The sequence below is a fragment of the Methylobacterium durans genome (assembly GCF_003173715.1).
Lineage (GTDB): Bacteria > Pseudomonadota > Alphaproteobacteria > Rhizobiales > Beijerinckiaceae > Methylobacterium > Methylobacterium durans.
In genome coordinates, this window is record NZ_CP029550.1 from 199,720 (window position 1) to 213,321 (window position 13,602).

A 13,602-nucleotide genomic window follows, 5' to 3' on the forward strand; every position below is an offset into this window, starting at 1 on the left:
CTTCCGATCACGGCCGGTCTCCGCTCTCGACAAGGGATCGGAGCGCCCTCCAAGACGTCTGCGTCCGTGGTCGGAAAAGAAAAAGCCCGCCGGCCCCGGCTGAGCCGGGAGCGGCGGGCGTTTCCGTCCTGAGATCGGATCTGGGTCGGTTCAGAGACCCAGCGCGACTTTGGTCTCCTGAAGCTGCACGATCTGCCCGTTCAGCTCCTCGCGGCGCTGCAGATCCTCGCTGGCGTCGCGCTGCAGCTCGACCGCCTCGATATCGCGGTCGATCGAGGCCGGGGTGACCTCCTCGATCGGGGCCGCGCGCTCGGCGATGACGGTCACGCCGGTCGGGCCGATATCGGCGAAGCCGCCGCGCACGAGGATGCGCTTGCCGCTATTCTGGCGTTCGGTGACGACGATGACGCCGACCTTGAGCGAGGTGAGCACCGGCGCATGGCCGGGCAGGACGGTCATCTCGCCCTCGGTGCCCGGCAGCTGCACGGCCTCGACCTGGCCGGAATAGAGCGTCCGCTCGGGACCGACGAAATCGAACTGGAATGTGGCCATCGGATCAGGGTCTCTTCAGAAGCTCTCCTCCGAGCGGGGAGAAGCTGGGAGCGGAGTGGTGCGGGTTGCCGCCCCACCCCTGGCCCCTCCCCGCTCGCGGGAAGGGAGACGGCGCCTCAGGCGGCGGCCGCGAGCTTCTTGGCCTTCTCCTTGGCCTCCTCGATGGTGCCGACCATGTAGAAGGCCGCTTCCGGCAGGTCGTCGTACTCGCCGCTGACGAGGCCCTTGAAGCCCTTGATCGTATCCTCGAGCGCCACGAGCTTGCCGGGCGAGCCCGTGAAGACCTCGGCCACGTGGAAGGGCTGGCTGAGGAAGCGCTCGATCTTGCGGGCGCGGGCCACCGTCAGCTTGTCCTCTTCCGAGAGCTCGTCCATGCCCAGGATCGCGATGATGTCCTGGAGCGCCTTGTAGCGCTGCAGGGTCTGCTGCACGCGACGGGCGATGTCGTAGTGCTCCTCGCCGAGGATGGCCGGCGAGAGCATGCGCGAGGTCGAGTCGAGCGGGTCCACCGCCGGGTAGATGCCCTTCTCGGCGATCGAGCGCGAGAGCACGGTCGTAGCATCGAGGTGGGCGAACGAGGCGGCGGGCGCCGGGTCGGTCAGGTCGTCGGCCGGCACGTAGATGGCCTGCACCGAGGTGATCGAGCCCTTGGTGGTCGTGGTGATGCGCTCCTGCAGGGCGCCCATGTCGGTGGCGAGCGTCGGCTGGTAGCCCACCGCCGAGGGGATGCGGCCGAGGAGCGCCGACACCTCGGAGCCCGCCTGCGTGAAGCGGAAGATGTTGTCCACGAAGAACAGCACGTCCTGGCCTTCGTCGCGGAACTGCTCGGCGACGGTGAGGCCGGTCAGCGCCACGCGGGAACGGGCGCCGGGCGACTCGTTCATCTGGCCGTACACGAGCGCGCACTTGGAGCCCTCGGCCGAGCCGTTGTGCTCCTTCGGGTCCATGTTCACCTTGGACTCGATCATCTCGTGGTAGAGGTCGTTGCCCTCGCGGGTCCGCTCGCCGACGCCCGCGAACACCGAGTAGCCCGAGTGGGCCTTCGCGATGTTGTTGATCAGCTCCATGATCAGCACGGTCTTTCCGACGCCGGCGCCGCCGAACAGGCCGATCTTGCCGCCCTTGGCGTAGGGGGCCAGCAGGTCGACGACCTTGATGCCGGTGACGAGGATCTGCGCCTCGGTCGACTGCTCGTCGTAGGCCGGGGCCGGCTGGTGGATCGCCCGGAAGGTGGTGGTCTCGATCGGGCCGGCCTCGTCGATCGGCTCGCCGATCACGTTCATGATGCGGCCCAGCGTGTTGGCGCCGACCGGCACCTTGATCGGCTCGCCCGTGTCCGTGACCTCCTGGCCGCGGACGAGACCCTCGGAGGTGTCCATGGCGACGCAGCGCACGGTGTTCTCGCCGAGCTGCTGGGCGACCTCGAGGACGAGGCGGGCGCCGTTGTTCTTGGTCTCGAGGGCGTTCAGGATCTCCGGCAGGTGGCCGTCGAACTGCACGTCGACGACGGGGCCGATGACCTGGGTGATCTGCCCGACCTTGTTGGAGCCGGCGACGGGGGAAGCGGTGTTCGCCATGATGTGCGTGTCCTTCGAATCTGTGCGGGCGGGGCGTCCGGGCGGCTCTTAGAGAGCCTCGGCGCCAGAGATGATCTCGATCAGTTCCTTGGTGATCATGGCCTGACGCGTGCGATTGTAGATCAGCGTCTGCTTCTTGATCATCTCGCCCGCGTTGCGGGTTGCGGAATCCATGGCGCTCATGCGCGAGCCCTGCTCGGAGGCCGCGTTCTCAAGGAGCGCCCGGAAGACCTGGACGGTGAGGTTGCGTGGCAGAAGCGTCGCGAGGATCGCCTCTTCGCTCGGCTCGAATTCCATGGCGGAATCGGCCGGCGCGCCGGTGGTGCTCTCGCCGCCTTCCGGCAGCTCCGCCGGGATCAGCTGCTGCGCGGTCGGAATCTGGGAGATCACCGAGCGGAACTCGGAGTAGAACAGCGTCGCCACATCAAACTCGCCCGCGTCGAACCGCGTGAGGATCTTCTCCGCGATCTCCGAGGCGAAGTCGTAATCGACGGGCTTGTTGCCGCGCAGATCCATGTTCTCGATGATCTGCTGCCGGAACTGGCGGCGCAGGATGTCGTAGCCCTTCTTGCCGACGGTGATGATCTTCACCGTCTTGCCCTCCGCCAGCAGGCGGTTGGCGTGGTCGCGGGCGAGGCGGGCGATCGACGAATTGAAGGCGCCGCACAGACCGCGATCGGCGGTGCAGACCACGAGGAGGTGGGTGCGGTCCTCGCCGGTGCCGGACAGGAGCCTCGGCGCGCCGACGCCGCCGACGAGGTTCCCGGCGAGGTTGCCGAGCACCTGAGACATCTTCTCGGCGTAGGGCCGCGCGCTCTCGGCGGCGTTCTGGGCGCGCCGCAGCTTCGCGGCGGCGACCATCTGCATCGCCTTGGTGATCTTCTGCGTCGCCTTCACCGACGTGATGCGGTTACGCAGATCCTTCAAACTCGGCATCGGGAGGTTTCCAGGTGTGTCGCGGGCGGCTCAGGGCCGGGCGCGGAGGGCGCGCCCGGCTTCGGCGATCCGTCGTCTCAGTTGAACGACTTGGAGATGCCCTCGACCACGCCCTTCAGCTTGCCGGCGTTCTCGTCGGAGAGGTCCTTCGAGTCGCGGATGCCGGTGAGCAGATCCTGGTGCTTCGAGCGGAGCGTCGAGAGGAGCTGGTCCTCGAAGGCCCGCACCTTGCTGACGGGAAGCTTGTCAAGGTAGCCGTTCACACCGGCGTAGATCACCGCAACCTGCTCTTCCATCTTCAGCGGCGAGAATTGCGGCTGCTTCAGGAGCTCGGTCAGCCGCGAGCCGCGGTTCAGGAGCTGCTGCGTTGAGGCGTCGAGGTCCGAACCGAACTGCGCGAAGGCGGCCATCTCGCGGTACTGCGCCAGCTCGCCCTTGATCTTGCCGGCGACCTTCTTCATCGCCTTGGTCTGCGCGGCCGAGCCGACGCGCGACACCGAGAGGCCCACGTTCACCGCCGGGCGCACACCCTGGTAGAACAGGTCGGTCTCGAGGAAGATCTGGCCGTCAGTGATCGAGATGACGTTCGTCGGGATGTAGGCCGACACGTCGTTGGCCTGGGTCTCGATGACCGGCAGCGCGGTGAGCGAGCCGGCACCGGCGGCGTCGCCCATCTTGGCGGCGCGCTCCAGCAGGCGGCTGTGGAGGTAGAACACGTCGCCCGGGTAGGCCTCGCGGCCCGGCGGGCGGCGCAGCAGCAGCGACATCTGGCGGTAGGCGACGGCCTGCTTGGAGAGATCGTCGTACACGATCACGGCGTGCATGCCGTTGTCGCGGAAATACTCGCCCATGGCGCAACCGGCGAAGGGCGCGATGAACTGCATCGGCGCAGCGTCCGAGGCGGTCGCCGCGATGATGATCGAGTACTCGAGCGCGCCCTGATCCTCCAGCACCTTCACGAACTGGGCGACGGTGGAGCGCTTCTGGCCCACCGCGACGTAGACGCAGTAGAGCTTGGCCTTCTCGTCCGTGCCCTGGTGAGCGGGCTTCTGGTTGAGGATCGTGTCGAGGGCGATTGCGGTCTTGCCGGTCTGGCGGTCGCCGATGATCAGCTCGCGCTGGCCGCGGCCAACCGGGATGAGCGCGTCGATCGCCTTGAGGCCGGTCGCCATCGGCTCGTGCACGGACTTGCGCGGAATGATGCCCGGGGCCTTCACGTCAACGCGGCGCCGCTCCTCGGCCACGATCGGGCCCTTGCCGTCGATCGGGTTGCCGAGGCCGTCCACGACGCGGCCGAGCAGGCCCTTGCCGACCGGCACGTCCACGATGGCGCCGGTGCGCTTGACGGTCTGGCCTTCCTTGATCTCGCGGTCGGAGCCGAAGATCACGATGCCGACGTTGTCCTGCTCGAGGTTGAGCGCCATGCCGCGCACGCCCGACTCGAACTCGACCATCTCGCCGGCCTGGACGTTGTCGAGGCCGTAGGCGCGGGCGATGCCGTCGCCGACGGACAGGACCTGGCCAACCTCGGTGACCTCGGCCTCTTCGCCGAAGTTCTTGATCTGCTCTTTCAGGATCGCGGAGATCTCGGCGGCGCGGATGTCCATCGTCGGGCCTCTTACTTCAATCGTGTGTTGTCAGGGACGGGAGCGGGGTCGGCGTCCGGCGCCTACCGGGCTTCCCGCATCGCAAGGCGAATTCCGTTGAGCTTGGTGCGCAGGCTGGCGTCGACCATGCGGCTGCCGAGCTTCACCACGAGGCCGCCGATCAGGCTCGGATCGACGTGCAGCTCGATGTCGATCTCGGACTTGGCGACGTCGCGCAGGCTGGACTTGATCTCCTCCAGCACTGCGTCGGAGGGCTTCTCGGCCACGCGCACCTCGGCGCGGACGATGCCCTTCGAGGCGCGCACCAGCGCGCGGAAGGCGCGGATCATGTCCGGCAGGGCGAAGAGGCGTCGGTTGGCGGCGGCGAGCCGGATAAAGTTGCCCGCGAGCCCGTTGATCCCGGCTTTGTCGAGGACGGCGCCGATCGCGGCGGCCTGCTGCTCGCCGGAGAAGACCGGGCTCTTCACGAGGCGGCTCAGGTCCGCGCTCTCCTTCAGGAGGGCGTCGAACCGGTCGAGATTCTCGGCCACCGTGTCGACCTGGCGCTCATCTCGGGCCAGTTCGAACAGGGCGGAGGCGTAGCGGCCCGCCACGCCTGCAACCAGGGGACCCGCTTCGGTACCGTTCTGCGCCACCCGCCGCTCTCTCTTTTGTCCTTGCCCGGGGTCCGGCCGGATCGCGCCCCACACGAGGCGCTCGGCGCTGGACCCCTGGGTATTGGGAATGTGCCGGCCGCTCGGGGCGCGTGGATGCCCCTCCGCCGACGCGGCGACCGCCTAGCATGGGAGATGGGTGCGCGCAAGGCGAGGCGACCGACGCCGCGAACCGGCGCTGGGGCGTCCCCACGGGCCGCTTTCCGTGATGGTGAACGGTGGCGAAGGTGAGGCGCCGAGAGAGCCGCCAACCGTCCGGTTCTCAACAGGCGATGCGGTCGCAGCGGCGCAGCGAGGCGATCATTCTGGCCAGCGCGCGTACGCCCGGGTGACCGAGAATCCCGGAATTGCCGAGCACGTAGGAGGGGGTCGCGTAGAGTCCCAGATCTGCCGCCATCCGCATGTGGCTCTTCAGGGCGAGGCGGATCTCCTCGCTGTCGGCGATGCTCTCGGCCTCGGCTGACGGCAGCCCCAAGGCGGTGGCGGCCTGCAGGGCGCCTGGCCCGTCGATCCGGCCGGGTCTGCCGAGGAGTTGCGTGTACAGGCTCCAGGCCGCGGCCGAGCCGAGCTTGCGCTGGACCGCGAGCGCGACCCTTGCGGCCTGCGCCGATTGCACGGACAGGATCGGGTTGTGCACGAGGCCGACGCGCAGCGCGCCGTCGCTCGCCGAGAGCGAGGCAAGGTCGCTCGCGGCTTTCCGACAATACGGGCAGTTGAAGTCGAAGAACTCGTACAGGGTCGTCTCGGCCTCGCGGGCACCGACATATGTGACCCCGCGCAGCGCCGTGATCTCGCCGGTGATCTCGCCCGGCAGCCGCATGTTGGCCACCGGACGTCCCTCGTCGTTCGTCACGCTGTCGGTCTGGCCATAGCCTTGCGCCGACGCGATGCCGGCCCATCCTGTCCCAGAGGCGAGGCCTGCGGCGGCGGCGAGGAAACGGCGGCGGTCGATCGGCATGGGGCGCTGCATCCTGGCGGCACGGTCGCCCGGTCCGGGCGGCCGGCGGGAAACGGCTGGCGCTGAATCTGCGCCGGCGGGTCGGAGCGGGCTCATAGAGCGTTTCCGGCCCCGGTGCATCCGCCGGGACGGGCCGCGCCGGGGGCGCCCCTTCGAGAGCGCTCACATCAAGAATGTGCCCGCATCATGTCTTCGCCGCATTCCACGGGAATGCAGGCCGCCCTTCCGGATCGAGCGGGCGCAACGTGTCCGGGTGTCGCTCGATCCGCGATCCGTTATCCGGTCTACCCAAGGGGTCCGTTCCGATGTTCCTTGCCGAGATCCAGCCCCGCCACCCGCGCGCCGCCGCGTTGCTCGCGCTCGCGGGCGCGCTCGCTGCCGGGCCGGCTTTCGCCGAGCAGAGCGACAAGGGCAACGTCGCACCGCCGATCACGGCGCCGATGACCCTTCCGACGCAGCAACAGGCGCAGGCCCAGCCGCCGCAGGTTCTGGCGACCAAGCCCGAACCGGGACAGCCCGGCTGGCTCAAGATCTGCAACAAGGACCAGGGCGGCAACGATCTCTGCAGCACCACGCGCGACTTCGTGTCGGAGAGCGGCAAGCCGCTCATGGCGGTCGCGCTCTATGAGATGCGGAGCGGCCAGACGAAGGAGGAGGCCCGCGTCGTCCGCTTCCTCGTGCCGCTCGGCTTCATGATCCAGTCCGGCATCCGCTTCACGATCGACGGACGGCAGGCGACGACGGGCAAGTTCAACGCTTGCCTGTCGATCGGCTGCTTCTCGGAGGCCACGATCGGGACGGACGTGCTCGCCGCGATGAAGAAGGGTGCGAGCCTCAAGCTCGCGGTGATGAGCCAGACGCAGCGCGAGGTGAATTTCGTGGTGCCCCTCGAAGGGCTCGGAGCCGCCCTCGAAGGGCCGGCGATGACCGTCGAGGAGCAGAAGAAGTATCAGGCCGAGGTGGCGCGCCGGGCCGAGGAGGCCCGCAAGCGTCAGGAGGCGGAGAAGACGGGCGCCGCACCGGCCGCCGACACCGCGGCACCTGCCTCGGAGGCTGCGCCGAAACCTTGAGGCAGCGGCGCCGGGCCATCCGCCGGCGCCCTCAGCGCAGGCCCCCGGACGCTCCCCCGCCGCCCAGGCGAGGGCCTGCTCCAGCCGGTCGTTACCCCAGAACAACTCGCCGTCGTCGGTGAGGAAGGTCGGCGCGCCGTAGATGCCGCGCGAGCGCGCCTCCTCGCCGGCGACTCGCAGGCGGGTCTTGTTCGCCTCCGCCGAGGCGCTCTTCACGGTCTGGGTTCCGTCGAGGCCGAGCCGGTCGAGGATCGCGACGACGGCAGCGGGTTCCGCAATGGAGCGGCCCTCGGCGAATTCCGACGCGTAGACCGCCTTGCTGAAGGGGACGAGCCAGTCCTGTTCCGCGCCGTGAACGGCGACGCGGGTGGCGCTGAGGCTGTTCTGCGGGAAGGGATCCGGTCGCGTGATCGGCGGCAGCCCGAGGCGCGCGGCCTCGCGCTCGAGGTCGCGCCACATGTTGCGGCCCTTGGCCGGGAAGAGGTTGAAGGGCGAGGATGTCCAACCCTGGGCTGCGAAGATGGGCCCGAGCAGGAAGGGGCGCCAGCGGACCGCCACGCCCGCGGCCCCCGCCAGAGCCTCGACGCGCATCGCCGCGAGGTAGGAATAAGTGGAGGCGAACTCGTACCAGAACTCGAGGGTCGGCCGCCGCGCCATATCGGGGAATCTCCGGAGCGTGAGTGCAGGCTAGTCCTCCCCCGCCGCCGTGTCCGCGATAAGGCGACCGGGCTTGTGCGAACGATCGACGCGGCCCGGCGGTTGCAGGCCCGGCCGCGCCACGATAAGCCGCCGCGACGCCCGACGAACCGAAGTCCGAGCCCATGTCCCAATCGCCGCAGAAGCCCGTCAGCAAGGTGGTCCTCGCCTATTCAGGCGGCCTCGACACATCCATCATCCTGAAGTGGCTGCAGACGACCTACGGATGCGAGGTCGTGACCTTCACGGCCGATCTCGGCCAGGGTGAGGAGCTGGAGCCGGCCCGCCGCAAGGCCGAGCTTCTCGGCATCAGACCCGAGAACATCTTCATCGAGGATCTGCGCGAGGAATTCGTCCGGGACTACGTGTTCCCGATGTTCCGCGCCAACGCGCAGTACGAGGGCGTCTACCTGCTCGGCACGTCGATCGCCCGGCCGCTCATCGCCAAGAAGCAGATCGAGATTGCCGAGAAGGTCGGGGCCGACGCGGTCTGTCACGGCGCCACCGGCAAGGGCAACGATCAGGTCCGGTTCGAGCTCGGCTACTACGCGCTCAAGCCCGACGTCACGGTGATCGCGCCCTGGCGGGAGTGGGATTTCCGCTCCCGCGAGGCGCTCATCGCCTTCGCCGAGCAGCACCAGATCCCGATCGCCAAGGACAAGCGCGGCGAGAGCCCGTTCTCGGTCGACGCGAATCTCCTGCACGCCTCCTCCGAGGGCAAGGTGCTGGAGGATCCCGCCGACGAGGTGCCGGATTACGTCTATTCGCGCACGCTCTCGCCCGAGGAGGCGCCCGACACGCCGACCGTGATCACGATCGGCTTCCAGCGGGGCGACGCGGTCTCGATCGACGGCGAGGCGCTGTCGCCGGCCACGCTGCTGGCCAGGCTCAATGAACTTGGCCGCGCCAACGGCATCGGCCGTCTGGACCTCGTCGAGAACCGTTTCGTCGGCATGAAGAGCCGCGGCATGTACGAGACGCCCGGCGGTACGATCCTGTTGCCCGCGCATCGCGCCATCGAGTCGATCACCCTCGACCGCGGGGCTGCGCACCTCAAGGACGAGCTGATGCCGCGCTACGCGGAGCTCGTCTACAACGGATTCTGGTTCTCGCCGGAGCGCGAGATGCTGCAGGCGCTGATCGACAAGAGCCAGGAGCAGGTCACGGGCACGGTGCGGCTCAAGCTCTACAAGGGCGGCGTCCACGTCATCGGCCGCGAGAGCCCGAACTCGCTCTACGACCAGGATCTCGTGACCTTCGAGGAGGGCGCGGTGGCCTACGACCACCGCGACGCGGCGGGCTTCATCAAGCTCAACGCCCTGCGGCTGCGCACGCTGGCCCAGCGGAAGAAGAAGCTCGGCGACTGAGACTTCAGGCCGCCGAGACCTGCGCCACGAAGCTCTGGACTGCGTGGCGCAGGCGCGCGGTGCCCGGATCGACCTCTCCGGCCGCTTGGCGCACGCCGCTGATCGCCTGCGCGGTCTGCCGGATGCCGGCCTCCGTCGCGCCGATGCCTGTGCTCGCCTCGACGGTGAGCGCGCTCGCGACCTCGGCACTGCGGCCGATCTCCTCGCTTGCACGCCGCTGCTCGGCGACCGCGCCAGCGATCTCGGCGGCGATCACGTTGATCCCGTCCATGGCGCCCGCGATCCCGCGGATCGCGGCGACGGTGCCGCCCGTGGCCGATTGGGCCCCGGCGACCCGACGGGCGATCTCCTCGGTGGCCTTCGCCGTCTGGCCGGCGAGTTCCTTGACCTCGTTGGCGACCACCGCGAAGCCGCGCCCGGCCTCGCCGGCCCGTGCCGCCTCGATCGTGGCATTGAGCGCGAGGAGATTCGTCTGGCCGGCGATCTTATGGATCAGCGCGACAACATCCCCGATGCGCTGAGCGGCTTGGTCGAGATCCGACACCGCACCGTTCGCGGCCTGCGCGTCGGCCGTGGCCCTTGCGACCATGCGGGAGGTCTCGGAAATCCGCTCGGCAACGGCCCGGACCGAGCGCGTGAGCTCGCTCGCCGCGTCGGCTACGCCTTCGACATTGGCGCGGGTCTGCCCGGAAGCCTGGGTCGCCGCGCCGGCCTCCCGCTGCATCGCGCCGACGACGACAACCAAATTGTCAGCGGATGCCGCCATGCCCGCGGTGGTCCGGTCGACGACTGCGAGGACTGCACGCACCTCGTCCTGGAACGCTCGGATGGACGACTCGATACGTTGGCCGCGATCGAGCCGTGCGCTCTGCTCGCTCCCCGACAAGGCGTCGAGCCGTGCCCGCTCGACCACGCCGTCGCGGAAGCCGGCGACCGCCCGAGCTGCGGCGCCGATCTCGTCCCGCCGTTCGAGGTCGGCGACACGTACTGAGACGTCGCCGGCGGCGAGCCGGTTCGCGTCGGCCACGAGGCGCACCAGCGGCTGCGAGATGTTCCCGGCTAGCCAGATCGCGCAGGCGCTCCCGCCGAGACCCAGCCCGAAACCGGCCGCGAGGATGAGTCAGATCTGCCTGCGCAACCCGGATTCGGCCTCGGCGCTGCGGATCTGCGCTTCCTGGCCTGCGAGGGCAACCGCCTCGTCAAGCTGACGTCGCAGGCCGGCGCTGTGGCGGCTCATCGCCTCCAGCGTGGGGATCGCTTGTGCCGCACGGATGCCGAGGAGAATCTCCGCGTCCGTCTGCCAGCGTTCGGCAGCGCCTTTAGCCTCGGCCCCCAGCCCGCTCATCCGCTCCGATAGGGTCGCCACGCGCAGGAGATCGAGGCCGGCGGCAAGCTTCCTGGTGGCATTCCGGAAATCGGCTTCGACACCGCGGGTATCTTGAAAGTCCGTCATCGCGAGGACACGGGCGAGAATCTGCTCGCCCTTCTCGAAGGCTTCGCGCGCCTCGCGACTCGAATCTTCGGCCTCGACGGTCTTGCGCGACAGTGCCCTCAGCTCGGAGATGGCCGAGAGGCTCTGCAAGTCGATGAGGCCGCTCAATGCCGTCGCAACGAGGAGGACGATCAGCAGGGGCACGAGGATCTTGGCTCGGATGGAGAGGTTCGCGATCGACATGGTGGATGGTCCGGCGTGGCGCTGCTGCGGGTGCGCGCCCGGTTCAGGGCGCGCCGGCTCAGTTCGGAAGGTTCGGCAGTGCCGTCTCGGTCTTCTCAGCCGTCAACGAGCGGAGAAAGGCGAGGAGATCTCGCCGCTCGGTCGCCGTCAGGTTGAGCTTGCGGATCAGAGGCGATTTCGAGGGACGCTCGACGCCGCCGGTCTCGTAGAAGGTGAGGATCGCGTCGAGGTCGGGGAACTGACCGCCGTGTCCGAACGGAGCTCGATAGGTCAGGTTGCGGAGACCTGGCGTCTTGAAGGCGTAGCGCGCCTTGGGATCGTCGTTGTCGAATTTGGCTCGCCCGATATCGGTCGTCGGGACGCCGATGTCGTGGAACCGGTTGTCGGTGAAGTTCCAGCCCGAGTGGCAGGTCGCGCAGGCCGCGTTGCCGTTGAAAAGGGCAAACCCGCGTCTCGCTTCCTCCGAGATCGCCCGCTCATCGCCCTCGACCCATCGGTCGAAGGGCGCCCAGCCGGAGACGATCGTCCGCTCGTAGGTCGCGATGGCGGTGAGCAGATTGTCCTGGCTGACTCCCCTGCCCGGGAAGAGCTGCGCGAAGCGGGCTTTGTACTCCGGAATCTCATCCAGCCGGGCTACGATCTCCGGGAATTTGCCGTCCATCTCGATCTCGGCGGTGATCGGACCCTGGGCTTGGATCTCGAGGCTCGGCGCCCGCCCGTCCCAGAAAAAGACCGGCGTCCAAGCAGCGTTGAGAACCGTCGGCGCCTTGCGCGGCAGCGGCGTGTTCGCCGCTCCGATCGCGCCGGGGAGCGGGACCTCGAAGCCGAAAGACGGGTTGTGGCAGCTCGCGCAGCTGATGGTCTGCTCGCCGCTGAGGCGCGGATCGAAGAACAGCATCTTGCCCAGCGTAGCCATATGCGGCGAGTAGGGCGCGTCTGTCGGGAAGGGTATAGCGTTCGGACGGCGATACGCCGCCTTGAGCTTGTCGAAGCTCTCCTCGGCCGCGGCCGGGCCGGAAATACAGGCTGCAATTGCAGTAATCGTTGCGGCAAGGTGAAGTCGCACGGGGTAGCTCGGCTGCAGGCGTATCTGCAAGCCGGAACCGCTCCACCTGCCAGCCAAATATCCGCGAAGCAGCTCTTCGTATGGTTAAGGCATTCCACCAGACATTCGTCATTAGCCCCGAATTGCAGCGTAAAATGCTCAGCGCTGCACGAAGCGATGAATTTAATTCGTTCAGTTATCTGCAATGCTTCGACCGGACATGCAGGCATGCATGTGTCTCGTCTTCTCGATCCGGGTCATGAGATGTCTGGTCAGAGCAAAATCAGATGCCATTACATGTATCTAAGATTGTATTATTCATTTAATTCAATCAAAGATCGGTAATTTTGTGCGGTCGAGGCTAGTTCCGCGCCGCCTCAGGTCCGATGTAAATGTTCGGTAATAGCGTGGGGATCATAGTGATCTGTATAGATCGCACGTGAGCCTCTTCGATGCTGAGCATGACCCTCTCCGGGAATCGAATTCGTCGCAAAGGTCGAATTCTGATTGAAAATCGCGAAGATGTTCTCGTATCGATTGTAGCGCTCTCCGAAGTGGGCGCCCGGATCAGCTTGAGCGACGCGATACAGGTCCCAAACGCGTTCACGTTGGTGATCGACCCGCAGCAAATCCGCATGGCATGCCAGGTTCTTTGGCACTCAGGCGGAGAGGTCGGTGTGCGCTTCGACTGAGCCGCCGGAGCATATCGACGTGTCGCCGGCGGTCAGCTCAGCATGGTTCAGCCGCGCAGACACCCCATCAAACCCTCGACCTGCCCGAGACGTCCCTGGATTCGGGCCGCGGCCGCGCGCACGCCCCGGGAGGGCTTGCCCGCGCTGCGCGCGATCGGGTTTGGCAGGGTGGCTGCGAGCAGCGCCGCTTCGCCCCGGGTCAGGTTGCGCGCATCCTTGCCGAACCAGTGGCGGGAGGCGGCCTGCGCGCCGAAGATCCCCTCCCCCCACTCCGCGACGTTCAGGTAGACCTCCATCACACGGCGCTTGCCCCATAGCGTGTCGGCGAGCATCGCGAGCGGAATTTCCAGCCCCTTCCGGAGGTAGGAGCGGCCCGGCCAGAGGAAGACGTTCTTCACCGTCTGCATAGTGATCGTCGAAGCGCCCCGGCTGGGGCCTTCCTCGTCGTCGACGACGTTGCGCAACGCTGCCCAGTCGACGCCGCGATGGGCGCAGAAGCGCTGGTCTTCCGAAGCGATCACGGCCTGCACGAGGTGCGGCGAGATCGCTTCAAGAGGAACCGACGTCCGCTGCACGGCCTGCCCTGTCAACCATCGCCCGAGCATCAGGGTTGAGGGCGGCGTCAGCGCGCTATAGACGAGCGCGAGCAGAAGGACGAGGGCGAGGCCGACGATGGTGAGGAGCAGGATCAGGCCGGCGACGCGCCGCGCCAGCCCGCCACCCTTGCGGCGAGCACCTTGCACCCGCGGCAGGTCCCGTCTGCCCGGGCCGGTC

The 13,602-nt window shown here is 67.9% G+C and carries 13 protein-coding genes and 1 pseudogene; 3 read left to right on the top strand and 11 right to left on the bottom strand.

Translation table 11 applies throughout. The annotated features are described in order from the left end of the window. Window positions 1–150 precede the first annotated feature (150 nt). The 6 genes from atpC to DK389_RS00865 form a co-directional block, all read right to left on the bottom strand. A complete protein-coding gene (atpC, locus tag DK389_RS00840; RefSeq protein WP_109886879.1) occupies window positions 151–552 on the bottom strand; it encodes an ATP synthase F1 subunit epsilon in 402 nt (133 codons plus the stop codon). Window positions 553–668: 116 nt separating this feature from the next. Next, window positions 669–2,129: a F0F1 ATP synthase subunit beta gene (gene atpD, locus DK389_RS00845; protein WP_109886881.1), complete on the bottom strand. Its 1,461-nt coding sequence runs from the start codon at window positions 2,127–2,129 to the stop codon at window positions 669–671. 48 nt (window positions 2,130–2,177) lie between these two features. Continuing rightward, window positions 2,178–3,065, bottom strand: a complete 888-nt coding sequence (locus DK389_RS00850) for a F0F1 ATP synthase subunit gamma (RefSeq protein ID WP_109886883.1) — start codon at window positions 3,063–3,065, stop codon at window positions 2,178–2,180. A gap of 77 nt (window positions 3,066–3,142) precedes the next feature. Then, window positions 3,143–4,672, bottom strand: a complete 1,530-nt coding sequence (atpA, locus tag DK389_RS00855) for a F0F1 ATP synthase subunit alpha (RefSeq protein WP_109886885.1) — start codon at window positions 4,670–4,672, stop codon at window positions 3,143–3,145. A 62-nt stretch (window positions 4,673–4,734) separates the two neighbouring features. Next, window positions 4,735–5,307, bottom strand: a complete 573-nt coding sequence (locus tag DK389_RS00860) for a F0F1 ATP synthase subunit delta (protein ID WP_109886887.1) — start codon at window positions 5,305–5,307, stop codon at window positions 4,735–4,737. A 280-nt stretch (window positions 5,308–5,587) separates the two neighbouring features. Further along, window positions 5,588–6,283, bottom strand: coding sequence for a DsbA family protein (locus tag DK389_RS00865; protein ID WP_109886888.1), 696 nt, complete (start codon window positions 6,281–6,283; stop codon window positions 5,588–5,590). Window positions 6,284–6,588: 305 nt separating this feature from the next. Here DK389_RS00865 and DK389_RS00870 point away from each other — a divergent pair, with 305 nt between their 5' ends. Further along, window positions 6,589–7,353 (top strand): invasion associated locus B family protein, encoded by a 765-nt coding sequence (locus DK389_RS00870; protein ID WP_109886890.1) that lies wholly within the window; start codon window positions 6,589–6,591, stop codon window positions 7,351–7,353. A 45-nt stretch (window positions 7,354–7,398) separates the two neighbouring features. On the opposite strand, the pseudogene DK389_RS00875 reads toward DK389_RS00870, so the two are convergent. Continuing rightward, window positions 7,399–8,010: pseudogene (locus tag DK389_RS00875) on the bottom strand (DsbA family protein); the annotation flags it as partial. A gap of 164 nt (window positions 8,011–8,174) precedes the next feature. Here DK389_RS00875 and DK389_RS00880 point away from each other — a divergent pair. Further along, complete coding sequence (locus DK389_RS00880; RefSeq protein WP_109886892.1) at window positions 8,175–9,416, top strand: argininosuccinate synthase; 1,242 nt, start codon at window positions 8,175–8,177, stop codon at window positions 9,414–9,416. 4 nt (window positions 9,417–9,420) lie between these two features. Here the strand turns inward: DK389_RS00880 and DK389_RS00885 are convergent, their stop codons facing one another. From DK389_RS00885 to DK389_RS00895, 3 genes are all read right to left on the bottom strand, one after another. After that, the gene (locus tag DK389_RS00885; RefSeq protein ID WP_418292091.1) at window positions 9,421–10,533 is read right to left on the bottom strand and encodes a methyl-accepting chemotaxis protein; all 1,113 of its coding nucleotides are present in this window, start codon (window positions 10,531–10,533) and stop codon (window positions 9,421–9,423) included. A gap of 3 nt (window positions 10,534–10,536) precedes the next feature. Then, window positions 10,537–11,052 (bottom strand): hypothetical protein, encoded by a 516-nt coding sequence (locus DK389_RS00890; protein WP_162560434.1) that lies wholly within the window; start codon window positions 11,050–11,052, stop codon window positions 10,537–10,539. A 97-nt stretch (window positions 11,053–11,149) separates the two neighbouring features. Further along, window positions 11,150–12,157 carry a cytochrome-c peroxidase gene (locus tag DK389_RS00895; protein WP_109895868.1) on the bottom strand — a complete coding sequence of 336 codons (1,008 nt, stop codon included), beginning with the start codon at window positions 12,155–12,157 and terminating at the stop codon, window positions 11,150–11,152. A 431-nt stretch (window positions 12,158–12,588) separates the two neighbouring features. Here DK389_RS00895 and DK389_RS00900 point away from each other — a divergent pair, with 431 nt between their 5' ends. Beyond that, on the top strand, window positions 12,589–12,828 hold the full coding sequence (locus DK389_RS00900) for a PilZ domain-containing protein (protein WP_109886898.1): 240 nt from the start codon (window positions 12,589–12,591) through the stop codon (window positions 12,826–12,828). Window positions 12,829–12,875: 47 nt separating this feature from the next. Here the strand turns inward: DK389_RS00900 and mtgA are convergent, their stop codons facing one another. Next, on the bottom strand, window positions 12,876–13,580 hold the full coding sequence (mtgA, locus tag DK389_RS00905; RefSeq protein WP_236961102.1) for a monofunctional biosynthetic peptidoglycan transglycosylase: 705 nt from the start codon (window positions 13,578–13,580) through the stop codon (window positions 12,876–12,878). Window positions 13,581–13,602 lie beyond the last annotated feature (22 nt).